Raw genomic sequence first — 22,375 nt, 5'->3', positions numbered from 1 at the left:
GGAGGATTCCCAGCTCGGAGCAATAAGTGATAAAAACTTAACGTATTTGCCGCCGAAATAGCTTAGCCTTGCCTAAGCACCTTTCATTGTTCCTCGAGGAGCCCGTATGTCGTCCGACGTCAACCAGCCCAGCCGCCGCACTCTGCTCCGGACGGGAGCCGGCCTGGGCGCTGCCGCCCTGTCCGCCGTCGTCCTGGCGGCTTGTGCCACGGGCCCGGCCGGCGGCACCGCCTCGACCAGCGCACCGGCGCAGTCGAGCTCCGCCTCCTTCCCCGTGACCATCAAGCACGTGTACGGCGAGACCACCATCAAGGCGCAGCCGCAGCGCGTCGCCACCGTGGCCTGGGTCAACGACGACGTCGCCATCGCCCTCGGCGTGGTCCCGGTCGGCGTTCCGAAGGTCGAGTGGGGCGGCAATGACAAGGGCTCCACCCCGTGGAAGGACGCCGCCCTGGAGAAGCTCGGCGCCTCCTTCGGCACCGCCAAGGCCCCCGCCATGTACTCCGAGGCCGACGGCATCAACTTCACCGAGCTGGCCAAGACCAACCCGGACGTCATCCTGGCCGCCTACTCGGGTCTGAGCAAGGACGATTACCAGAAGCTCTCCAAGATCGCACCCGTCGTCGCCTACCCGGAACTCGCCTGGGGCACCCCCTGGGAGACCGCCACCACGATGATCGGCAAGGCCCTCGGCAAGGAGACCGAGGCCAACGAACTGGTCAAGAACGTCGAGCAGCAGATCAAGGACAAGGCCGCCGCCCACCCGGCGATCGCCGGCAAGTCCTTCATCTACGGCAACCTCGAGCCTGCCAAGGGTGACGGCGTGAACGTCTACACCGCCAACGACAACCGCCCGCGTTTCCTCTCCTCCATCGGCATGACCCTGGCGCCCGTCGTCGCGGACAAGAGCAAGGGCAGCAAGGAGTTCTTCCTGCCGTGGTCGGCGGAGAAGGCCAACGAGCTCGCCAGCGACGTCTTCGTCACCTGGGTGCCGGACGCCAAGACCACCGACGCCATCAAGAAGGACCCGCTGCTCGGCCAGATTCCGGCCATCAAGAAGGGCGCCTTCGTCGCGTTCGAGGACAAGACGGTCACCCTCGCCACCTCCGCGGCCTCCCCGCTGAGCCTCCCGTGGGCCCTGGACACCACGCTGGACCAGATCGCGGCCGCGGCCGAGAAGGCCGGCAAGTAGCCCGTGTCCCTCACTCAGGCACGGCCCTCCTCCGGGACGGACACAGGAGATGACGCCGTGCGGCGCCTGAACACTCCGTCGTCCCCGGGGACGGCCGCCACGGGGGAAGGCCGCGACGCGCGACGCCGCGGCCTCCTCCTGCTGACCCTCGCCGTCCTGCTGGGGCTGGCCTGCCTGGCCTCCCTGGCGGTCGGCGCGCGGGCCGTGCCGTTCCCCGAGGTCCTGGACGCCCTCGGCCACGCGTTCGCCCCGGCGGCAGACCCCGGCAACGGTGACCAGGCCGTCGTGCTGTCGCGGCTGCCGCGCACCGTGCTGGCCGTCGTCGCGGGTGCGGCGCTCGGCCTGGCGGGCGTCCTCATGCAGGGCGTGACCCGCAACCCCCTGGCCGACCCCGGCATCCTCGGCGTCAATGCCGGCGCCGCGTGCGCCGTGGTGTTCGGCATCCAGTTCCTGGGCCTCGCCAGCGTGGGCGCGTACCTCTGGGTCGCCTTGATCGGCGCGGCCGTGGCCATGGTGCTCGTGTACGTCCTGGCGACGTTCGCCGGACGCGCCCAGGGCGGCAGCGGCTCCGGCCCCACCCCGCTGTCCCTCGCCCTCGCCGGCGCCGCCCTCTCGGCCGGGCTGTACTCCCTCATGAGCATGGCCCTCGTGACCCGGCAGGACACCCTGGACCGTTTCCGTTTCTGGCAGCTCGGCAGTGTGGCCGCGCGCGAATGGGACGCCGTCCTCCCCGCTCTTCCCTTCCTGGCCGTCGGGGCCGTCCTGGCGCTCGGCATGGCCCGCCCGCTCAACGGCCTCGCCATGGGTGATGACGCGGCCCGCGCCCTGGGCCAGCGTGTCGGCCTGACCCGCGCGGTGGCAGGCATCGCCGTGGTGCTGCTGGCCGGTGGGGCCACGGCCGTCGCGGGGCCGATCGGCTTCGTCGGTCTGGTCGTCCCGCACGCCCTGCGCCGCTTCACGGGCCCGGATCACCGCTGGCTCCTCGGGACGACGCTCCTGGCCGCTCCGGCCCTGGTGCTCGTGGCGGACGTCCTGGGCCGCGTGGTCGTGCTGCCGGGCGAGATCCCGGCCGGTGTGCTGACCGCGATGGTCGGCGCCCCCGTCTTCGTCCTGCTCCTCCGACGCGGCAAGGGGGTGGGCGTATGAGCCCGGCTCTCACGGACCCGAGGGTCTCCGGCACCGGTCCCGCGGCTCCGGCGAGCGGTCACCCGCGGGAGGGCGGCGCGGAGGCGCCGGCCGCCGTCGTGCGCTCGCCGCGTGAGGCCCGCCGCCGTGTGCGGCCGCTGACCGTGGTCCTGGCGATCCTGGTGCCGCTGCTGGTGCTCGGGTACGTCCTGCTCGGCAGTTACACCGTGACGTTCCCGGACCTGGTGACCATCGTGGTGAGCAATCTCCGCGGCGAACCGGGCATCCCGGGGGCCAGTTTCATCGTGCTGGAGAACAAGATCCCGCGCGCCGTCCTCGGCGCCCTGGCGGGCCTGGCGTTCGGCCTGTCCGGCGCGACCTTCCAGACCATGCTCCGCAACCCCCTCGCCAGCCCCGACGTGATCGGCGTGAGCTCCGGTGCGAGCGCGAGCGCCGTGGCCGCGATCGTGCTGTTCGGCGCGTCCGGAGCGGCCGTCTCGGTGGCCGCGCTGGTGGGCGCCCTCGCCGTGGCGCTGCTGATCTACTCGCTCTCGCGAGGCGGCCTGGGCGGCGGCAACGCGGGCCTCCGGCTCATCCTGGCCGGCATCGGCGTGGGTGCGGCGCTTCAGGCCGTGGTGCAGTTCCTCATGGCGCGCACCGACATCCGCACCGCCGCCGACGCCCTGCTGTGGGTCTCCGGTTCGCTGAACCCGGCGTCGGGGGAGCGCATCACGGTGCTGACGCTCGCCCTCGTGGTGCTGGTCCCGGCCCTCCTCTGGCTGTCCCGGCCGTTGCGGGTGCTGGAGCTGGGCGACGACGCCGCCGCGGGCCTGGGCGTGAACGTCCCCCGCGCGCGCCTCGGGCTGCTGCTGGTCGCCGTCGCACTGGCGGCGTTCGGCACCGCCGCGGCCGGTCCGCTGGCCTTCGTGGCCTTCCTGTCCCTGCCGCTGGCCCGGCAGCTCGACCCCCGGGCCGGACTGCCGACCGCGGCCCTGAGCGGCGCGGCGATCGTGGTGATCGCGGACTTCGCGGGAGCCAATCTGGCGCCTCTCCTGCTGGGCGGCTCCGTCCTCCCGGTGGGTCTCGTCACGGGCGCTCTCGGCGCCCCCTTCCTCCTCTGGCTTCTGGTGGCCCCGGCCGGGCGCGCCCAGCGGGCGGACCGTACGACACGAAAGGCGGCGGCATGAGCCGGCTCAACGCCCAGAACATCACGCTCCAGTACCAGGACCGGGCGATCGTGGAGGACCTGTCCCTCACCCTGCCCGAGGGCCGGATCACCATGATCGTGGGGGCCAACGCCTGCGGGAAGTCCACGCTGCTGCGGGGCCTGTCCCGCCTGCTGAAGCCCGCGCAGGGCGTGGTGACCCTGGACGGCAAGGACATCCACACCCGCGCGGCCCGCGATCTGGCCCGCGAACTCGGCCTGCTGCCGCAGCACCCGCTGGCGCCCGACGCGATCACGGTCCGCGAGCTCGTGGGCCGTGGCCGCTACCCGCACCAGGGCTTCTTCCGGAGCGCCAGTGCGGACGACGACGCCGCCGTCCACCAGGCGCTCGAGGTCACCGGCACGCTGGAGCTGGCCGAGCGCCCCGTGAGCGAGCTGTCCGGCGGCCAGCGGCAGCGGGTCTGGATCGCCATGGCCCTGGCTCAGGAGACCGATGTGCTCCTGCTCGACGAGCCCACCACCTACCTCGACCTGGCCCACCAGGTGGAGGTCCTGGACGTGGTCACGGAGCTGAACCAGCGCCGGGGGACCACGGTGGCGATCGTGCTGCATGACCTCAATCTGGCCGCGCGCTACGCTCACTACGTGGTGGCCATGAAGGAAGGACGGATCGTGGCACAGGGTCCGTCCCAGGAAGTCTTCACCCAGGACCTGGTGTCCGAGGTGTTCGGCCTGGAATCCCAGGTCCTGCTCGACCCTGTCTCCGGGACCCCCTTGATCGTCCCCATCGGCAGGCACCACAGCACCCGACGCGAGGAGGCCCGCGCATGAGTGGAACGTCCGTGACGGCAGGCACCGCCGCCGTCGAACCCATGGCCATCGCTTTCGCCGTTCAGGTGACGGCGGTGCAGGATCTGGGCGCCAATTTCCGCCGGATCACGTTCGGCGGGTACAGCCTGCGCCAGTTCGGCGTGCACGGTGAGCTGCTGGACGCCCGCATCAAGGTGATCATCCCGCCGCGGACCGCCGACGGCTGGGCCGCGCTCCCGGAGTTCAACGCGCACGATGAGGGCTGGTACCAGCAGTGGCTCGCGCTGCCGGAGGAGGAGCGCGGGTCGATGCGCACCTACTCCGTTCGTCAGGCCCGTCTCGACGCGGCCTACCCGGAGATCGACGTGGACTTCGTGCTGCACGGCGTGCACGGCGACGGCGAGGCCGGCCCCGCGGCGACGTGGGCCGCCCAGGCGACGGCGGGCGACCGTCTGACCATCATCGGGCCGAACAACCGGGCCGCGCACTGCATCACTGCGCAGACCTACGGCGGCATCGAGTGGCGCCCGGGCCTGGCCCAGCGCGTGCTCCTGGCCGGCGACGAAACCGCGGTCCCCGCGATCTGCGCCATCCTGGAGACCCTGCCCGCCTACATGAGCGGCCACGCCTTCCTGGAGGTCCCGGAAGCGGGCGACTTCCAGGATGTGCGCACCGCGGCGGACATCGAGATCACGTGGCTGGCGCGTGGCGCCTCGCTGGGCCGTTCCCGTCCCCATGGCGAAGTGCTGCAGGAGGCCGTGCGCCGGGCCGTCCCGCTTCCGGGTCACGCCCGGCTCGGGGCCGACGGCAAGCCTGCCGTGGCGGGCTCCGAGCCTGCGGACGTCAACATCGACGCCGAGATCCTCTGGGACACCCCGCAGCTGCTGGATCCGTCTGAAGTGGAGGCGACACGCGTGCCGGGCGCACCTTCCGGCGCTCTGCCGTTCTACGCCTGGGTGGCCGGGGAGGCCGGTGTGGTCAAGGAGATCCGCCGCTACCTGGTGCGCGACGCCGGCATCGACCGCAAGCAGGTCGCCTTCATGGGCTACTGGCGCCACGGCCGCGTCATCGGCTGAGCCTGCTCCCCGCCGAAACAGTGAGTTCCCGTCGAAACAGTGTGTTGTGATCACTGTTTCGGCGGGAACTCACTGTTTCAGCACAGCGGCGGCCATCCTGAGTGACACGAGTTCACCCTCCCGTTCCGTGGACGTTCCGCGCCCGTCGCCCGGGGTCCTTAGGCTGGCGCTGTGGCCGAGCAGAACGGGGTGCGACGGTACCTCGCCCTGGGGGACTCCTTCACCGAGGGCGTGGGGGACCGCCATCCCCTGATGCCCAACGGGGTGCGGGGCTGGGCGGACCGTGTCGCGGACCGGCTGGCGAAGGCCGAACCCGGCTGGGAGTACGCCAATCTGGCGATCCGCAGCAAGAGGCTCCGCCACATCATCGACGAGCAGCTCGAACCCGCGCTCGCCATGAAGCCCACGCTCATCTCGCTCTATGCGGGCGGGAACGACATCCTCGACCTCGGCACCGACATGGACCGCCTCATGGAGGACTACCGGGGACTCGTGGCGTCCCTGGCGTCCACGGGCGCGCAGCTGATCCTCTTCACGGGCTACGACGTCAAGGTCTCCGCACTCCTGGAGCCCCTGAAGAAGCGCAACACCTTCTACAACGAACGCGTCCGGGAGATCGCCGCCGAGCACGACGCGATCCTCGTGGACTACTGGTGCTTCGACGCCTACAGCGACCCGCGCATGTGGGACACCGACCGGCTGCACATGTCCAAGGCCGGGCACAAGTACCTCGCCGCCCGGGTCCTGGAGCAGCTCGGTGTCCCGCACCGCATCAAGGAGAAGGACTGGGATCCGCCCACACCCCGGGGGTTCCGTGAGTGGGAAGCCGCTCAGCGCCGCTGGGTGCACGAGTGGGTCCTGCCCCTGTTCGGCCGGAAGCTGCGCGGGGTGACCCTGGGGGACACCCTCGAACCGCGCTGGCCGGAGCCTGTGAAGGTCCCCCGGAAGGGCGGTCTGAGGAAACTCGCGGAACGCCGTCTGCTGGACGCCGCATCGGACGGAGAGCGCCCGTGATCCTTGATCTGAGCGGCCCGCTGCGCTTCGTGGCTCTGGGGGACTCCTTCACGGAGGGCGTGGGCGATCCGGCGCCGGCCCTGCCCCACGGCTGCCGGGGCTGGGCGGATCGCGTGGCCCAGGAGCTCGCCCGCTTCAATCCCGGCACGGAGTACGCGAATCTGGCGGTCCGGGGGCGGCGTCTCGACAGGATCGTCGAGGAGCAGGTCGAGGCGGCGCTCGCTCTGAACCCCACACTGGTCAGTTTCTACGCCGGCGGGAACGACCTGCTCATGGCCCGCCTCGACCTCGCGTCCCTGCTCGACCGGCTGGAGCGGGCCGTGCGGACGCTGCGGGAGTCGGGAGCCCAGGTGCTCCTCTTCACGGGCTACAACGTGCCGCTCTCGCCGCTGCTGGAACCGCTCAAAGTCCGCAATGCCGCGTACAACACGAGGGTCCGGCGCGTGGCGCGCGAGCTCGACTGCCCCTTGGTGGACTACTGGTGCTTCGAGCGGTTCCAGGACCGGGCGCTGTGGGCTCCTGATCGTCTCCACATGTCCGCGGAGGGTCACCGCTATATGGCGGCCAAAGTCCTGGAGGTGCTCGGGGTGCCGCGCCTGACCGCGGCGGAGGAGATGCCGTCGTCGGGGGCTGAGGCGAAAGCGACCCTGGCGCGCCGCCTGAGGGACGACGCCGCGTGGCTGCGCCGCGATTTCGCGCCCTGGCTCGGGCGCAAGGTACGGGGAGTGTCCAGCGGCGATGCGCTGGGCCCCCGCTGGCCGGTGCCCGGCCCGGTGGATCCCGTGACGGGGCTAGTCGGCCTCGGGCGGCAGGAGCGCCTCGTACCCTTCGGCGACCCGATTGGGCACGAACTCCTCGATGTCGAACTCGGCCACGCCGTTGACGTTGAAGGGGTCGCGTTCCACGGCGGCGCGGACCTCGTCCAGGCCCGCCGTGGACAGCAGGATGCCGCCGGTGCGGGGAGATTTGCGGCCGGACGCCACGAACAGCCCGCGTGAGTAGCACTCGTCCAGCCACTCGAGGTGGGCCGGGATGTGGAACTCCACCACGTCGAGCGGGACTCTGTAGCTGAGGGACACCACGATCATGCTTCCAGGGTAATGGCCTCGCGGCCCCGCCGGACAGGGTGCCGGCGGGGCCACGTCACACGGCTTCGCGAGGCCGTGTGTCAGCCGTCGATGCTGGTCATCTCGTTGGGGACGTGTTCCAGCTGCGTGCTCCCGGTGACCTTGCGCGTGCCGAGGTCCACGGTGTGCAGGGTGCGCTTTCCGGGCTCGGTCACGTAGGCGGTGCCGCCGCGGACGTGGAGCGTCGGGCGGGGGTCCTGCCAGGTCTCCGATTCGGTCCAGGCGCCGACCACGGGGATGGTCGCGGAGATCTTCCCGGTCGTCGGGTCGATCACGCGCAGGCCGCCGTCGGTGCCGAGCACGAGCGCTTCTCCGGCGGGTCCGCGGCCGAGGGAACGGAACGAGTAGCTGGTCCCCAGCTCGACCAGCCGCAGGGTGGCCGTCCTGGTGTCCACGAGGGAGACGCGGGTGGGGCGCTCGAGGGTCGCGTCACGGTCCACCTTGTAGTCGCCGAGGATCACGGGCGACTTCTCCGACCCGGCCTGGTTGCCCAGGCGGCCGTAGGAGTCCGGGCTGTCGACCTTGGTGATCTTGCCGTCGCGGTAGATCAGCATGCCGTTCTGGCAGCCGACCACCACGGCCTCGTCCGCTGCGACGGCTTCGCCGTGCACGCCGGGGCAGTCGTCGTTCTTCAGCAGTTCGGGGCGGTTCTGGCTGCTGCCGCCTTTCGGAGCGGGACCGAGCACGGAGATGCCGCTCCGGGACCTCTCGTCGCCGCGGGTCACCAGGAGCTTCCCGTCGGAGAGTTCGACCGCCACGCCGTGATGGGGATGCGGTGTGGTGTAGACGGAGGTGGTGGGCAGGCCGGTCTTGAGGGCTTCCGTGAGGGTCTTCGGGTCGAAGGACTCGACCTTGCCGGAGCCGTCGCTGAACAGGACCGTCCGCCCGGCGTGCCGCACGACGTGCCCGGCGTGGTCGGCGGCGAACGCGCGGCCGGTCAGGCGCGGGGCGGAGGTGTAGTGGTGCGAGTGGTCGCCGTGCGGCTCGGACCAGGCCCCGGCGTCGAACACCCGGAAGGCGTCCCCGGTCGAGACGAGCACGTGACGGCCATCCCCGGCGGGATTGAGACGGAGGAAGCCGTCGAGTTCGGCGCCGCCCACAGGCTTGAGCGTCTTCGCGTCGAGGACGGTGAGGCCGCCGTCGTGGCTGAGGACGAGCCGAGGAGTCGGTCCGGCCGCCTCGCGCGGTTTCGCGCTCGCCGTCGGCGTGCTCGTGGCGGAGGTACCGGCGGCAGGCGCCGGGGTGCCGCAGCCGGTGAGCAGCAGCCCGACGACGGCGGCCGGCACGGCGAGCGCGAGCCACGGCTTGGTGCGGCGCGAGTCCGGGCGGGGGTGGGCAGGGGCGTGTTTCAGGAGGGTGCGGATCATTCGTTAAATGGTAATGATTCTCATTATCAGTTCAACTTGGCGGTGGTTCGTGACGCGGAGGCGGGAGGCGTCCGCGCTCAGCCGCAGTCGACGGAGTGCGGCCCGGACCGTGCCGGCATCTCCGCCCGTCCCCACGCGTCCCGCCCCGGCCGCCCCTCCCGCGCGCTCCGCCCGGCGCCGCGGAATCCGGCCCTGACCTCGCCCGTCAGTGCACATAGAATCTCCCTATGAAGGATGTACGGTGGCTCTCGCCGGCTGAGCGGCGGGCCTGGCTGGCGGTGGTGAGCGTGAGCACGCTCCTGCCCGCGGCGCTGGACACGGACCTCAACACCCGGGGCCGTCTCTCCCTGTTCGACTACAACGTCCTGGCCATGCTCTCCGAGGCCGACGGGCGGTACCTGGCCATGAGTGAACTGGCCGCTCGGACGTCCGCGTCGCTCTCCCGCCTCTCGCATGTCGTCACCAAGCTCCAGGGCCGCGGCTGGGTCCAGCGGGAGTCGCATCCCGAGGACGCCCGGGTCACCGTGGCGCATCTGACGGACGAGGGTTTCCAGACCCTGACCCGGCTCGCCCCGGAACACGTCGAAGTGGTGCGGGAGCTGGTGTTCGACGCGCTGGACGAGCAGGATGTGGAAGACCTGGCCCGCGTCGGTGAACGGATCGTGGAACGCCTCAACTGCGACCACTGGATCCTCCGCGAGGGCCGGGAACTCCAGGAAGGCCGCTGAAAGAAGGACCATGACCGACTTCACCACCCGTTACGTGGCACTGGGCGACTCCTTCACGGAAGGCGTCGGTGACATCGACCCCACCCGCCCGAACGGCGTGCGCGGCTGGGCGGACCGGTTCGCGGCGCTGCTCGCCCAGGACGCGGCCGACGACGGCGGGGTCGGCTACGCGAACCTGGCGATCCGCGGGCGCAAGATGCGCGGGATCCTGGCCGAGCAGATCGAGCCTGCGCTCGCGATGAAACCCACGCTCGTGAGCATCTACGCCGGCGCCAATGACATCCTCCGGCCCAGGATCGACATCGACGCGCTCCTGGCCGAGTACGGCCGGGCCGTCGCGCGCCTGAGGGATTCCGGCGCGCAGGTGCTGCTCTTCACCGGCTTCGACGCGCGCTCCTCCAAGGTCTTCGGCCCCATGCGCGGGCGGACGGCGATCTACAACGAACTGGTCCGGGGCATCGCCGAGGACCATGACGCGATCGTCGTGGATTACTGGCGCTTCGCGGAGTACAACGACTGGCGCCTCTGGGGCGTGGACCGGATGCACATGTCCACCCTGGGGCACCAGAACATGGCCGAGCGGGTGTTCCATCGTCTGCGCGGAATCCAGACGCCTGGCGCAGAGCCGGGGCCGTTCACCCCGCCGCTCCTGCCGGCGGCGCCCGTGGTCCCGCGGGCCGAGGCGTTCAAGGCCAACGCGGCGTGGACGCGCGACGAGGCCGTGCCCTGGGTCAAGCGCCGGCTGACAGGGACCTCCTCCGGGGATTCGCTGAGTCCTCGCTACCCCCACCTGGTGGACCCGGGCAGTCTGGACGACTGAGCCGGGGACCCAGCCGGTCGCGACGCCGGCGCCGCCCGCCGTCGTCGTGCGGGCGAAACACGCTGATTGGCCTTAATTGACGCGGCCCCGTAGACTTGATAGGCGCTCAGTTGTGTGAAGTGTGCCTGATTGCTCCGGCTTGCAGCGGACCTCGCGGTCAAGCTCGCCGGTAGTTAGGGGCTCAAGTCAGCCATTTCTGTTTCCCGTGCTCATCCTTTCAGGGGTGACGTGCGTGGACGCGACGGCGGCGCCCGGGATGGAAAACCCTCCCGGTATCACTGACATCGAGGAGTCGATCATGGCAGCACACTGCCAGGTGACTGGGGCCGAGCCGGGCTTCGGGCACAGCATTTCGCACTCGCACCGCCGCAACAAGCGTCGGTTCGACCCGAACATCCAGAAGAAGCGCTACTGGGTTCCGTCCCTGCGCCGTAACGTGACCCTGCAGGTTTCTGCCAAGGGCATCAAGGTCATCGACCAGCGCGGTATCGACGCTGTTGTCGCCGAGATTCTGGCTCGTGGGGTGAAGCTCTAATGGCAAAGAAGGACAAGGACGTACGTCCGATCATCAAGCTGAAGTCCACCGCGGGCACCGGCTACACCTACGTGACGCGCAAGAACCGTCGTAACGACCCGGACCGTCTGGTCCTGAAGAAGTACGACCCGGTTGTGCGCCAGCACGTCGAATTCCGAGAGGAGCGCTAAACATGGCGAAGAAGTCCAAGATTGCTCGTAACGAGCAGCGCAAGGTCATCGTTGAGCGCTACGCTGCCAAGCGCCTCGAGCTCAAGAAGACCCTGGTCGACCCGAACGCGACCGACGAGGCACGCGAGGAGGCCCGCCTGGGTCTGCAGAAGCTGCCCCGCAACGCTTCCCCCGTCCGCGTCCGCAACCGCGACGCCATCGACGGCCGCCCCCGTGGCACCTTCCAGAAGTTCGGCATCTCCCGTGTCCGCTTCCGCGACATGGCCCACAAGGGCGAGCTGCCGGGCATCACCAAGTCTTCCTGGTAGGACCGTGACCCTCTGAGGGTCGCGTCCATCTGAGACTGAAAGGCCGGTCATCCGCACGGATGGCCGGCCTTTCGCGTACCCGGGTGCGGTCCGGGCCGCGTCCGCGCCGCCGAGTTCGGGGGATCCTGCCGAGCGCACGGCCTGCAGCCCGTGCTGTCGGCGCGAACCCCCGACGTCGGCGGCGTCCACGTGCGACGCTGTCCACGTGCGCCGCCGGCCTCTCGCCCCGTCGGCCGGGCCTGCTGCGGCCGGGCACGCGAAAGGCCCCCGCTCGAGGAGCGGGGGCCTTCGGAAACGAGGGGCTGACGGGAATCGAACCCGCGTCACCTGCTTGGGAAGCAGGTGCTCTACCATTGAGCTACAGCCCCGCGGCCAGGGCCAAGCCGTGGCAGCACGCCTCAGCTTAGCGCAGCCGGGCCTCCGGTGCGAATCAGGTCCCGGGACCCGAAACCGCCGCTCAGCGGAAGATGTTCAGCGGTCCCCAGCCCCAGCCGACGGTCCGTGGAGTGAGCCACTGGCCGTTCCGGAACCCGTGGTAGACCAGCCCGCCGTTCGCCTGCCGCGTCATCAGGCCCCGGCTCCCGGCGCCCGCGAATCCGTAGTCCGCGAAGATGCTCGTGTACCCCTGCCAGCCTGTGGCCACCGTGGAGAAGCCTCGCACCGTTCCCGTGCCGTTGCCCGGGTAGGCGCGGAGCGTGCCGTTGGGCATCCGCGCCATGAGGTCGACCTGGCCGTCGCCGGTGAAGTCGGTCAGCGAAAGAGCCGCGCCCTTCCACCCGGCGCCGATGTAGGTGGCGGCCGCCGGGGCGCCGCCCGTGGGGTTGGCGTAGTGGTACAGGTAGCCGGCGGCGTTGTAGGCGACGATTCCCGGTCGCTGCCCGGCCTTGAGGCGTCCGATGGCCAGGGTCATGGGTCCCCAGCCGCTGCCGATCTGCTGGGCCGCCGCGAATCCGCCCTGGGCGCCGCCCCGGTACAGCAGGAGCCGTCCGTCCTTGGTGACGGCCACGATGTCGTAGATCCCGTCGCCGGTCCAGTCCACGAGGTGACCTTCCCGGAACCCGGACCAGCCGTTGCTGACCGTCCCGACGAGCGACACCGTCCCGTTGACGCCCCGATAGAGCCGCAGCGCGCCCGAACCGTCCACCGCCAGGATGTCGCCGCCGCTCTTGACGGTGGCCGCGCGGGCAGGGCTGCCGGAGAAGTACTGCTCCAGGGTCGGGATCTTCCGGGCGCGCATGTCCGAGGAGACGTCGCCGCCGACGTACCGCAGATGCCAGGGCTCGTAGGCGTAGCCCGTGGTGCCGGTGTAGCCGTTCGGGTACCGCACGATGAAACCGAAGCGCCAGGCGTTGGCCGCCACCCACTGGCCCTCAGGGGTGCTGCCGAAGCAGGTGCTGAGGCCGCAGTTGTAAGTGTTGCCGACGTCGACGGCCAGGCCCGTCTGGTGCTCGCTGTACCCGGGCCGGGCGGAGATGGTGTTGGCGTACGCTTCGCCGTACTGGCTGACGTAGTAGTTGTAGGTGCTGACCTGGGTCTGATAGCTCCGGAACGCGCTGACGACGGTGAGGGGCCGTCCCGCTGCGCCGGCCGCCGTGAAGAGGTTGTTCAGCGCCGTGGCGGCCTCGCGGCGGAGGGAGTATCCCGTGCCGCGGAAATTCACCAGATCGGACGGGTAGTACTGGCTCGGATTGAGGGGGCGCTGCTTGTTGACCAGCACCGCGATGCTCGACGCGGACGGCGAGGGGTCCGCGGACGGGAGGGGATTGCCGGTGGCGTGTGCCGGCGTCGTGAAGCTCAGAGTCAGCGCGGCGACGGCGGCCGCGGCGGCCAGCAGGCGCAGTCTGCGCGGTCTGCGGGCAGGTGACGATACGGACACGTGGACGGATTCGGACATGAGCAACCCCCTGTGCAGTCAGGCACATCATCTCCTTGTTTTCCGCCGGGTGGAAGGGGCACGGGGGAGGCGTTCAGCGTGGCAGGGGATAACCATTCGGTAAAACCTGGCCGGAAGTCCTGGTTGTACCTGCAAGTGAAACGTATTCTTTTTTGTGCCTTGATCGGGGGATACGGGCTGTTGACGACTCTCGAGGAAGGACTATGGCAGTGGTGCAGGCTTCGCATGATGTGCTCATCCGTTGTGATGCGCTCTCTGTCTTCAGCTTCCTGGCGGACGGCGCGAACAATCCCCGCTGGCGGGAAGGCTTGCGTTCCGTGATCCTGCGCAGCGGGTCGCCGGGCGCCGTGGGCGCCGTCTATCAGCAGTCGTACGAGCACGGCTCAGCCAGCAGCATCCCCGGCACCTACCGGATCACCGCCTCCCGCAGTGGCGCCGAGCTGGAATTCGCCGTGCTGTACGGGCCGGTGGGCACCCGCGGCGGTTACTACCTGAGCACCGAAGGCGACTCCACCCGCGTGCGGTACGCTCTTGATTTCACGCCGCGGGGCTTCCGTCGTTTCTACTGGCGCGATTCCCAGCGCATCCTGGAGCAGGAGGTCCGCCAGCTGGAGCGTCTCAAAGAAGTCCTCGAGACGCCTCTGGAACGCGTGGCCTGAGCCCGGTGCGGTATTTTTGAGACTGTGCTGATCTCTGACCGCGACATCCGATCCGAACTGGCCGCAGGGCGCATCGCTCTGGACCCCTTCGAGCCCTCCATGGTGCAGCCCTCCAGCGTCGATGTCCGGCTGGACCGGTTCTTCCGCCTCTTCGACAACCACAAGTACGCGCACATCGATCCGGCGCAGGAGCAGCCCGAGCTGACCCGTCTGGTCGAGGTGGACGGCGACGAACCCTTCATCCTGCATCCCGGCGAATTCGTGCTCGGCTCCACCTATGAGACGGTGACCCTCCCGAACGACATCGCGGCACGCCTCGAAGGCAAGTCCTCCCTGGGCCGTCTCGGCCTGCTGACGCACTCGACCGCCGGGTTCATCGACCCCGGGTTCTCCGGCCATGTCACCCTGGAGCTCTCCAACGTCGCGACCCTGCCCATCAAGCTGTGGCCCGGCATGAAGATCGGTCAGCTCTGCTTCTTCCAGCTCACCTCGGCCGCCGAGCACCCGTACGGCTCCCGCGAGTACGGCAACCGGTACCAGGGCCAGCGCGGTCCCACCGCCTCCCGCAGCCACCTGAACTTCCACCGGACGGACATCTGAGGGTGCCCGCCGCTCTGACGCTGCTGGACGGCGGCATGGGCCGGGAGCTGGCACGCCGGGGCGCGCCCTTCCGGCAGCCCGAGTGGTCCGCGCTCGCCCTCATGGAGGCGCCCGAGCACGTCCAGGCCGTCCACGAGGACTTCATCGGCGCCGGCGCGCGCGTCATCACCACCGACAGCTACGCCCTCGTCCCCTTCCATCTGGGCGAGGACGTCTTCGCCGCCCAGGCCCGGACGCTCGCCGACCGTGCGGGGCGTCTGGCGCGCGCCGCGGCCGACGACGCCGGCTCCGCGGGCGTGCGCGTCGCGGGCTCCTTGCCGCCGCTGTTCGGCTCCTACCGCCCCGATCTCTTCGACGCCGAACGCGCGCCGGAGGTGCTGGCTCCCTTGGTGGCGGGCCTGTCCGGGCATGTGGACCTGTGGCTGGCCGAGACCCAGGGGTCCCTCGCCGAAGCGCGTGCCGTGAAGGCCGGGCTTCCCGAGGACGGGCTCCCCTTCTGGATCTCCTTCACCCTGCGGGACGAGCAGGAGGATGGCCCGGCCGTGCTGCGGTCCGGGGAGAGTGTGGCCGAGGCTGCCGAGACGGCCGTCGCCCTGGGAGCCGCGGCGCTGCTGTTCAACTGCAGCCGGCCCGAGGTCATGGGGGCGGCACTCGCGGAGGCGGGCGCCGTCGTCGGGCGGCTGGGAGCCGAGCTGGAGCTGGGCGTGTACGCGAACGCCTTCCCGCCGCAGCCCGAGGACGCGACGGCGAACGACGGCCTCGACGAGCTCCGCGAGGACCTCGATCCGGCCGGATACCTGAGCTGGGCGGAGCGCTGGCGCGAGCAGGGCGCGACGATCATCGGCGGATGCTGCGGGATCGGCCCGGAGCATCTCGAGGTCCTGCGGGAACGGCTGAGCTGACTCGTCGGGGCGCCGCGGGCTGTCCGCCCGGGCTCCTGTCTACTCCTCGATCTCCGCGCCGACCGCCCGGAGGTAGCGGCGGAACGTCAGATCCGGGTCGTTGGCGCGGGCCGCGAGGAATCCGTCGAAGTCGGTCTGCTGCCGGAGGCTCGTACCCTGCAGCATCCTGAGGGCCTGACCGCGTTCGGTCTCGCGGATCGCCGCGGCGGTCTCCGCCACTTCCGCGGCGCGGTCGAGCGGGACGAAGAGGACGCCGTCGTCGTCGCCCAGGACGAAGTCGTCCGCCGTGATCACGTGGTCGCCGATCCGTGCCGATTCCATGGCGTCCGGCGTCCGTGGATCGAGGCGCTGTGGCCCGGCCGGCAGCGCGCCCAGGCTGAAGACCGGCAGCTGAATCGCGCGGAGTTCCGAGGTGTCGCGGTGCAGTCCCCACATGACGATGCCGGCCAGTCCCGCCCGGCTGGCTTCGAGAGCGACCAGGTCGCCGACGCACGCCTCGTCCGCGCGGCCGTCGTTGTCCACGACCAGGACGTCGCCGGGTTCGGCGCCGTTGATCACTTCGAGGAAGATGTCGGCGCTGCCGAAATGCTGCACCGGCCGGGCGCGGCCGACGACGGCGGCCCCGTCCCAGGGCGCTGTCGTGCCGGTGGGGGCGCAGCGGACCTCGACGCCGAGACGCAGGCATGCGTCGGCGACGTGGGGGGTGCTGAGGTCCTGATAGGCCTGTCGCAGCTGTTCACGGTCCATGCCGAGTGGGGCTCCTTCACGATTCCGGGATCCTTCGCGTGGCGGGCCGTTCCCGAGGGGTGCCGGCACAGCGCCAGTAAGCCAGTCTCTCCGAAAATGGCCTTGAAAGATGTAGCCAGTTGGAATCACTGGCCATGGGCGGGGCCGTCCTCCGTTGTGTGCTCAGTTGTTGCGGGTTCCACGGCGGAACACCCGCAACAACTGAGCACGCAACGAGAGCTCGCGCTGCCGCTCGCCCCCGGCGTCGCGCCTCCGTCAGGCGCCCTGGTTCTGCAAGGCCAGGAGGGTCAGCTTCTCGGCGGAGCGGGGCCGCGCTCCCAGGGTGCTGCCGCCGCTGACGTCGAGAGTCGTCCCGGTGGTCCGTGAGGCCCGATCGGACAGCAGGAACAGCACCGCCTCGGCCACCACGGACGGGTCCGCGACATCGCCCTGCACCGCGAACGTCGACATGTGGGCCCGCGCCTCGGGGATGCTGAACAGCTCGTGCCCGTTGTCGGTGAACCCGGGGATCACCGCGTTGATGCGGATCCCACGTTCCGCCAGCGACTCGGCCGCGTGGAACGCCATGGATTCGAGCGCCGCCTTGCCCATGGCGTACACGATGTCGTCAGGACAGGAGAAGTGCACTCCGGCGGAGGACACGTTGACGATCGAGCCGCCCGGCGGCATCCGGAGCGAAAGCCTCTGCGCCAGGAAGAAGGGGGCGCGCACGTTCACGGCCATGTAGGCGTCGAACTGCTCGTGGGTGGCGCTGCTCAGTGACGGCCCGAGGAGCATCGCCGCGTTGTTGACGAGGGCTTTGAGCTCGCCCCCGGTGCTGCTGAGCGCCTCCTCGACGGCGGCGTCCACGGCGTCGATGGCCTCGGGGGTTCCCAGGTCGCACGACACTGTGGCGCAGTGCGCACCGAGCTCTTCGAGAGAGCCTTTCAGCTGCTCGGCCCTGTCGTGCTGGGAGTTGTACTGTGCCACGATGTCGTAACCTTCGCGGGCCAGCAGGCGGCAGATGTCACGGCCGATTCCTCCGGTCGCCCCGGTGACGACGGCCAGGGGGCGGTTCGAGTGAGTCATGATGTCCCTTTCAAGTGCGTGATGATGAGGGTTCCAATGCGAGGCGTGAAAACATGCCACCCGCCCCGTTTGCTCATCCTAGCGAGCGGCGGATCGGCCGGCCCTGGACGGTTGTGTGCTCAGTTGTTGCGGGTTCTCGACGGAAAGACCCGCAACAACTGAGCACGTAAGACGACTGAGCACGCAACGCCGGAGCACACAGGGCCGGCCACGCGTGCGGCGCGGTGCCCTACGCCGTCAGGCGGTCCAGTTCCGCGCGGTCGCCGATCAGGCGCACCGCGTGGATGACGCCGTCGCGGAGCTGGAAGGTGAACGCCACCTGGACCACGCCGCGGTACTGCCACACGAGGCCTGGTTCGCCGCCCAGCATCGCGAAGCGTGCGGCCTTGGCCTTGCCGTTGAAGAAGCCGGAGACCTCGTCCCGTCCGAGTTTGAGGGCCGGGGAACCCATCGCCGCGGCGGTCGCGTCGGACGTCATGACGACGTCGGGATCCAGCAGCCTGACCAGCGCCGCCAGGTCGCCGCCCTTCGCCGCCGTCAGGAACGCTTCCACCACCGCGCGGGGCGCCCGCGCGCCGTCGGTGACGTCCGCCGTCGGGCTCTCGGGCACATCGTCCGACGACGCCGACGGTTCCAGTCCCGCCTGGCCGCGCACCCGGCGTCGTGCGCGGCTGGCCAGCTGCCGCGCGGCCGCGGCGGACCGTCCGGTGGCCGCGGCGACCTCTTCGAACGGTGCGCCGAAGAGGTCGTGGAGCACGAACGCGACCCGCTCGGCCGGGCTCAGCGTGTCCAGGACGACCAGGAGCGCCACGCTCAGAGAGTCGTCCAGCTGCGCCTGTTCCTCCGGTCCGGGCGCGACCTCGTCGAGCTGCCCGGCGAGCGTCTCCGCTAGCGCCTCGTGCCGTGCGTGGGAGCGGAGGGCGTCGAGGCAGATGCGGCTCACCACGGTGGTGAGCCAGGCGGGGAGGTTGTCGACGTCGTCGTCCAGCCGGGCAAGCCGGAACCAGGCCTCCTGGACGGCGTCCTCGGCGCCGAGCGGGCCGGACGGTCCGAGGATCCTCTGGGCGATGCCCAGCAGGCGAGAGCGCTCCTGGTCGAAGCGGGTGGCGAGTTCGAGCTCGGATTCCATGTTCTCCATGCCTCTTCGACGTCCGGCGGGCGCTGGATGTGACGCGTCGCCCTCGCCATGTCACATCGTCGAATGCCCAGACGTCAAGAGGGTGAATGCGGGAAGTGCCCGTATCGATCCTGAAGGAGAATCCCATGCGCTACGCCAAGAGCATGTTCTACGTCGACAACGCCAAGGACGCCGCCGAGTTCTTCGGCACCGCCTTCGGACTGCAGGCCCAGGTCTACGGCGAGGGCTACGCCGAAGTCGCTGCAGGCGACACCAAGCTCGCCTTCGGCACCCTCGAGGCCGCCGGCAACCACCTTCCCGGGCAGCCGCTCGAGGTCGCCGATCCCGCCCGCGTCACGGGCGTGCTCAGCTTCGTCGCCGACGACGCCGACGACGTCGACGCCGCCTACCAGCAGGCCGTCAGCGCGGGCGCCGAGTCGCTCGTGGAGCCCACCGACCGCGAATGGGGCCAGCGCGCCGCCTTCGTCCGCGCGCCCGGCGGCCTCGTCCTGGAGATCGGCAACTTCGCCTGAAGCGAGGCTGTGCCGTTCGCGGTGTCCCCTGGTTCCGCAACGCGGAGACCAGGGGACACCGGCGTTTCCGGGTCCGGAACGTCGTCGGCTTGCGCGGGTTCTCTATCGTAGGAGGCAGAACCGATCCGGATCCCGGGGCCCACCGCCCCGGCCTCGCGCAGGGAGAACCGCACATGAGCACCGCACGACTTGGACTCCGGCGGATGACGCCCCGCGACCCCTTCGAGTCGTTCCGCGCCGCCAGCCCGCTGGAACTGTTCTTCGACCTGGTGTTCGTGGTGGCGGTGTCGATGATCTCCGCGCAGCTGCACCACTTCTACGCCGAGAATCACGTAGGGGAGGGGATCGTGGCCTTCCTCCTGGTGTTCTTCGGCATCTGGTGGGCGTGGATGAACTTCACCTGGTTCGCCACCTCCTTCGACACTGATGACTGGCTCTACCGGATCCTGACGATCATCCAGATGGCCGGCGCCCTGGTCCTGGCCGGCGGCGTCGGGGCGGCGATGTCCGAGGGCGACTTCACCGTCGTGACCCTGGGGTACCTCGTGATGAGGGTTCCGCTGGTCTGCCAGTGGCTCCGTGCGGCGGCGTCCAGCCCGGAACTCAGGGTCACCGCGCTGCGTTACGCCGGCGGAGTGGCGGTGGTCCAGGTGCTGTGGCTGCTCAGGCTTCTCCTGCCGGGGCAGATCGGGTTCTGGGGGTTCGTGATCCTGGTGCTGGCCGAGGTCTCGGTGCCCGTCTGGGCCGAGACGGCGCGGAAGACCCCCTGGCACCCCAGCCACATCGCGGAACGGTACGGCTGCTTCACCCTGATCGTGCTGGGCGAGTCGATCCTGGCCTCCACCGGCGCGATCGTGGATGCCGCGGCCGCGCAGGAGCATCTCGGGGCCCTGCTGCCGATCGCCGCGTGCGGTCTGGTTCTCGCGGCGGGGATGTGGTGGATCTACTTCTCCCGCGAGCATCACGAGCATTTCGGCAGCCTCCGGAACGCGCTGACCTTCGGCTACGGCCACTACCTGGTGTTCGCCGCCGCGGCCTCGTTCTCGGCGGGGATCGAAGTGGCGATCGACTTCGCGGACGGGCACGCCGAGCTGGGCCGGGTGGCCGCCGCGGCCACCCTCACCGTGCCGATCGCGCTGTTCGTGCTCACCACCTGGTTCATCACGCTGCGGAAGTCGCTTCCGCGCCCCACCAGCCTGCTCTTCCTGGTGCTGACCGTGCTCCTGGCGGCCTGTGCGTTCGTGCCGGGGGAGAACACCCTCGGCTCGATGGTGGCCGCCGCCGTCGTCATGATCCTGCTGGTGGTGTTGCTCGAGCTGCCGGCCACCCTGGCGGCGTCGGAGCGGATCGAGGAGCTCGAGGAGGCGGAGGACGCAGGCGCCTGACCGTCCCGAGGGGTGGGTGGTGAGCCGCCCGGCCTACGCCTCGATGTCGTCCAGCCGCGCGATCACGACCTCCAGCATGCGGGCCAGTTCCTTCATCTCCGGGCTGCTGAGATCCTGAAGCACGTCCGTCTCCACGACGCTCGACCCCTTGATCGCGAGGTTGAAGAGCTGACGGCCCTCCTCGGTGAGACTCACGAACACGCGGGTGCGGTTGCCGGGGTCCTGCGTGCGTTCGACCAGCCCGCGCAGCGCGAGCTTGTCCAGGCGATGCGTCATCGACGACGGCGCGACGTTGCTCAGGTCCGCGAGCTGACTCGGCGTGAGGGGCTCCTTCGCCTTCACCAGCGCGGTGACCACGCCCCATTCACCGGCGGTGACGTCCAGATCGGCCAGCTGACGGGCGTACCACTGGTCCAGCTTCCTGTTGAGGGACTGCACGGCGGTGATGACCCGCTGCACGGTCTCCTCGCCGCCGGCCGCGACATAGGCCGCGACGCTCCGGCGGTGTTCTTCCTGGGCACTGGGCTTGCGAGGGGGCATTCAGGGATTCTCTCATGAACTTCGATGTGGTAATATTTCGATATCGAAATATTCGAAGTCGAATAAATGTGGCCGCGCTCACTCCGGGAGGAATGAGGGCGGCTCGTCCTGTTGAGCGCAGAGCCTGTTGAGCACAGGGCCCGTCAAGCACAGGGCATTCGACGCCACACATCCTTCACCGGACATCGTTCCTTCATCAGACCCAAGGGGGTGCACTCATGCGCGCGAAGCTTTTGATCCTCGCGTCCGCCATCGGTTCTCTCGGCTGGGGAGCCGTTCTTCCCTATCAGTACGCCTATGCCGCGGAAACGCGCGGCTGGGGCGCCCTGGTGGCCGCCGCGGCCGCCTCCTTGTTCTCCCTCGGCGCGCTCTTCGCCTCGCCGGTGGCCGGCCGGCTCGCGGACCGCTTCAACCCGGTCCTGGTGGCCGTGCTGGCACAGCTGATCGGCGCGGTGGCGGTCGGCTCCCTGATGTTCGTCCAAGAGCCAGGCACCTTCCTGCTGGGGATGCTGGTGTTCGGGCTCGGCCTGTCCGGCGCGGTCCCCGCGAAGCAGGTGCTCGCGCTCGAGTGGTCCTCGAGCGCCGACCGCCGCAAGGTCTTCGCCTACAAGTTCACGGGCGAGTCCCTCGGCATGGCCGCGGGCGCGTTCCTGGCAGGCCTGGTGGTCGACCTCGGCCGCGCCGACGGCCTGACGGTCGGTTTCCTCATGGCTGCCGGTGGCTTCGTGATCTCCTCGGCGATCATCGCGTTGGCCGGAAGCCTCGGCCGCGGCGCCGCCCTGGTGCTCGACGGCGTCGCCTCCACCGCCGATCAGGCGCTCGACGACGGCGGCCGCCGCCGCGGCGCGCTGCGGCTCATCTTCGCGGACCCCGCCATGCGCTGGACCGCCGTCGTGACGATCGCGCTGGCCCTCGGGTTCTACGCCCAGTTCGAGTCCGGCCTGCCCGCCTACGCGCTCACGGTGCTGAACGCCGAGCCGTCCGTGATCGGAACCGCGGCGGCCGTGAACTGCCTGGTGATCGTGGCGCTGCAGCTCGTCGTCGTGAAGCTGACGGCCAAGCGGCCCGCCGCGACCCTGCTCATGGCGGTCGGCTCGGTCTGGCTGGTGTCCTGGCTGTTGCTCTCGGTGGCGCAGTTCATGCCCGGGATCGCGTCGGCGCTGTTCGTCATGACCTACGGGATCTTCGCCGTGGGGGAGACGGTCTACAGCCCGGTGCTGAACCCGCTCACGGCGTCGCTGGCGCCCGCCGGCATGGTCGGCCAGACCCTCGGCGTGGTCGCGGCGCTGCAGACGGCGTTCTCCGCGGCCGGTCCGCTGATCGCGGGCGTGCTGCTGGGTGCGGGCCTCGGGGACGCGTTCCTGATCATGCACCTGGTCATCAGCGTGGTGGCGATCTTCGCGGCCTGGCGGATCCGGCAGGTGCTGGCGGCACGGGCGCGGGCCGGAATCCCCGTCCGGTCGGACGAGGCGCTCGCCGCCTGACGCCGACTC

24 protein-coding genes, 1 tRNA gene and 1 pseudogene are annotated in these 22,375 nt (G+C 70.1%); 18 read left to right on the top strand and 8 right to left on the bottom strand.

Annotated elements, in window-relative coordinates; genetic code table 11:
* The first annotated feature begins 106 nt into the window (after positions 1-106).
* The 7 genes and pseudogenes from P9849_RS15615 to P9849_RS15585 all read left to right on the top strand — a co-directional run.
* The gene (locus tag P9849_RS15615) at positions 107-1,192 is read left to right on the top strand and encodes an ABC transporter substrate-binding protein (RefSeq protein WP_278267619.1); all 1,086 of its coding nucleotides are present in this window, start codon (positions 107-109) and stop codon (positions 1,190-1,192) included.
* Between the two features lie 138 nt (positions 1,193-1,330).
* Positions 1,331-2,338, top strand: coding sequence for an iron ABC transporter permease (locus P9849_RS15610; protein WP_278269175.1), 1,008 nt, complete (start codon positions 1,331-1,333; stop codon positions 2,336-2,338).
* Positions 2,335-3,504 (top strand): iron chelate uptake ABC transporter family permease subunit, encoded by a 1,170-nt coding sequence (locus tag P9849_RS15605; RefSeq protein ID WP_278267618.1) that lies wholly within the window; start codon positions 2,335-2,337, stop codon positions 3,502-3,504. The genes P9849_RS15610 and P9849_RS15605 overlap by 4 nt, the downstream gene beginning before the upstream one ends.
* Positions 3,501-4,313, top strand: a complete 813-nt coding sequence (locus tag P9849_RS15600; RefSeq protein WP_278267617.1) for an ABC transporter ATP-binding protein — start codon at positions 3,501-3,503, stop codon at positions 4,311-4,313. The genes P9849_RS15605 and P9849_RS15600 overlap by 4 nt, the downstream gene beginning before the upstream one ends.
* A complete protein-coding gene (locus P9849_RS15595) occupies positions 4,310-5,368 on the top strand; it encodes a siderophore-interacting protein (protein WP_278267616.1) in 1,059 nt (352 codons plus the stop codon). Before P9849_RS15600 ends, P9849_RS15595 begins: the two co-directional genes overlap by 4 nt.
* Positions 5,369-5,620: 252 nt before the next feature.
* Positions 5,621-6,382: an SGNH/GDSL hydrolase family protein gene (locus P9849_RS15590; protein ID WP_278269174.1), complete on the top strand. Its 762-nt coding sequence runs from the start codon at positions 5,621-5,623 to the stop codon at positions 6,380-6,382.
* Positions 6,379-6,891: pseudogene (locus tag P9849_RS15585) on the top strand (SGNH/GDSL hydrolase family protein); the annotation flags it as partial. The gene P9849_RS15590 and the pseudogene P9849_RS15585, both read left to right, overlap by 4 nt.
* Positions 6,892-7,173: 282 nt before the next feature.
* On the opposite strand, the gene P9849_RS15580 reads toward P9849_RS15585, so the two are convergent.
* Together P9849_RS15580 and aztD are read right to left on the bottom strand one after the other, a co-directional pair.
* Positions 7,174-7,470 (bottom strand): YciI family protein, encoded by a 297-nt coding sequence (locus tag P9849_RS15580; RefSeq protein ID WP_278267615.1) that lies wholly within the window; start codon positions 7,468-7,470, stop codon positions 7,174-7,176.
* 80 nt (positions 7,471-7,550) lie between these two features.
* Complete coding sequence (gene aztD, locus P9849_RS15575) at positions 7,551-8,876, bottom strand: zinc metallochaperone AztD (protein WP_278267614.1); 1,326 nt, start codon at positions 8,874-8,876, stop codon at positions 7,551-7,553.
* A 227-nt stretch (positions 8,877-9,103) separates the two neighbouring features.
* Here aztD and P9849_RS15570 point away from each other — a divergent pair, with 227 nt between their 5' ends.
* The 5 genes from P9849_RS15570 to rpsN all read left to right on the top strand — a co-directional run bounded on the left by P9849_RS15570 (position 9,104) and on the right by rpsN (position 11,437).
* The gene (locus P9849_RS15570) at positions 9,104-9,604 is read left to right on the top strand and encodes a MarR family transcriptional regulator (RefSeq protein WP_066213888.1); all 501 of its coding nucleotides are present in this window, start codon (positions 9,104-9,106) and stop codon (positions 9,602-9,604) included.
* A gap of 10 nt (positions 9,605-9,614) precedes the next feature.
* Positions 9,615-10,424 carry an SGNH/GDSL hydrolase family protein gene (locus tag P9849_RS15565; protein WP_278267613.1) on the top strand — a complete coding sequence of 270 codons (810 nt, stop codon included), beginning with the start codon at positions 9,615-9,617 and terminating at the stop codon, positions 10,422-10,424.
* A gap of 298 nt (positions 10,425-10,722) precedes the next feature.
* Complete coding sequence (gene rpmB, locus P9849_RS15560) at positions 10,723-10,959, top strand: 50S ribosomal protein L28 (protein WP_066214183.1); 237 nt, start codon at positions 10,723-10,725, stop codon at positions 10,957-10,959.
* The gene (gene rpmG / locus P9849_RS15555) at positions 10,959-11,129 is read left to right on the top strand and encodes a 50S ribosomal protein L33 (RefSeq protein ID WP_066213893.1); all 171 of its coding nucleotides are present in this window, start codon (positions 10,959-10,961) and stop codon (positions 11,127-11,129) included. The genes rpmB and rpmG overlap by 1 nt, the downstream gene beginning before the upstream one ends.
* Positions 11,130-11,131: 2 nt before the next feature.
* Positions 11,132-11,437 (top strand): 30S ribosomal protein S14, encoded by a 306-nt coding sequence (gene rpsN, locus P9849_RS15550; RefSeq protein ID WP_066213895.1) that lies wholly within the window; start codon positions 11,132-11,134, stop codon positions 11,435-11,437.
* A 297-nt stretch (positions 11,438-11,734) separates the two neighbouring features.
* On the opposite strand, the gene P9849_RS15545 is transcribed toward rpsN, so the two are convergent.
* Together P9849_RS15545 and P9849_RS15540 are read right to left on the bottom strand one after the other, a co-directional pair.
* Positions 11,735-11,805, bottom strand: a tRNA-Gly gene (locus P9849_RS15545).
* Between the two features lie 89 nt (positions 11,806-11,894).
* Positions 11,895-13,331, bottom strand: a complete 1,437-nt coding sequence (locus tag P9849_RS15540) for a M15 family metallopeptidase (RefSeq protein ID WP_278267612.1) — start codon at positions 13,329-13,331, stop codon at positions 11,895-11,897.
* A gap of 203 nt (positions 13,332-13,534) precedes the next feature.
* Between P9849_RS15540 and P9849_RS15535 the strand changes: the two genes are divergently transcribed.
* The 3 genes from P9849_RS15535 to P9849_RS15525 are packed head-to-tail and all read left to right on the top strand — an operon-like array spanning position 13,535 to position 15,492.
* Positions 13,535-13,990, top strand: coding sequence for an SRPBCC family protein (locus P9849_RS15535; protein WP_278267611.1), 456 nt, complete (start codon positions 13,535-13,537; stop codon positions 13,988-13,990).
* 24 nt (positions 13,991-14,014) lie between these two features.
* A complete protein-coding gene (gene dcd / locus P9849_RS15530) occupies positions 14,015-14,590 on the top strand; it encodes a dCTP deaminase (RefSeq protein ID WP_066213902.1) in 576 nt (191 codons plus the stop codon).
* 2 nt (positions 14,591-14,592) lie between these two features.
* Positions 14,593-15,492 (top strand): homocysteine S-methyltransferase family protein, encoded by a 900-nt coding sequence (locus P9849_RS15525; RefSeq protein WP_278267610.1) that lies wholly within the window; start codon positions 14,593-14,595, stop codon positions 15,490-15,492.
* Positions 15,493-15,531: 39 nt separating this feature from the next.
* Here P9849_RS15525 and P9849_RS15520 read toward each other — a convergent pair whose 3' ends face one another.
* From P9849_RS15520 to P9849_RS15510, 3 genes are all read right to left on the bottom strand, one after another.
* The gene (locus tag P9849_RS15520; protein ID WP_278267609.1) at positions 15,532-16,239 is read right to left on the bottom strand and encodes an RraA family protein; all 708 of its coding nucleotides are present in this window, start codon (positions 16,237-16,239) and stop codon (positions 15,532-15,534) included.
* 255 nt (positions 16,240-16,494) lie between these two features.
* A complete protein-coding gene (locus P9849_RS15515; protein WP_278267608.1) occupies positions 16,495-17,307 on the bottom strand; it encodes an SDR family oxidoreductase in 813 nt (270 codons plus the stop codon).
* A gap of 229 nt (positions 17,308-17,536) precedes the next feature.
* A complete protein-coding gene (locus tag P9849_RS15510; protein ID WP_278267607.1) occupies positions 17,537-18,445 on the bottom strand; it encodes a sigma-70 family RNA polymerase sigma factor in 909 nt (302 codons plus the stop codon).
* A gap of 125 nt (positions 18,446-18,570) precedes the next feature.
* Between P9849_RS15510 and P9849_RS15505 the strand changes: the two genes are divergently transcribed.
* Both P9849_RS15505 and P9849_RS15500 read left to right on the top strand, forming a co-directional pair.
* On the top strand, positions 18,571-18,957 hold the full coding sequence (locus P9849_RS15505; RefSeq protein WP_278267606.1) for a VOC family protein: 387 nt from the start codon (positions 18,571-18,573) through the stop codon (positions 18,955-18,957).
* A 173-nt stretch (positions 18,958-19,130) separates the two neighbouring features.
* Positions 19,131-20,342, top strand: coding sequence for a low temperature requirement protein A (locus P9849_RS15500; protein WP_278267605.1), 1,212 nt, complete (start codon positions 19,131-19,133; stop codon positions 20,340-20,342).
* 33 nt (positions 20,343-20,375) lie between these two features.
* Here P9849_RS15500 and P9849_RS15495 read toward each other — a convergent pair whose 3' ends face one another.
* A complete protein-coding gene (locus P9849_RS15495; protein ID WP_066213914.1) occupies positions 20,376-20,882 on the bottom strand; it encodes a MarR family transcriptional regulator in 507 nt (168 codons plus the stop codon).
* Positions 20,883-21,100: 218 nt separating this feature from the next.
* Here P9849_RS15495 and P9849_RS15490 point away from each other — a divergent pair, with 218 nt between their 5' ends.
* Entirely contained in the window at positions 21,101-22,366 is a 1,266-nt protein-coding gene (locus tag P9849_RS15490; protein WP_278267604.1) for an MFS transporter, read from the top strand.
* Positions 22,367-22,375: the final 9 nt, after the last annotated feature.

The sequence above is a fragment of the Arthrobacter sp. Y-9 genome (genome assembly GCF_029690065.1).
Taxonomy (GTDB): domain Bacteria; phylum Actinomycetota; class Actinomycetes; order Actinomycetales; family Micrococcaceae; genus Arthrobacter_E.
Note: the sequence above shows the minus strand (reverse complement) of the source record. Positions and strands in the feature narration are given on the sequence as shown.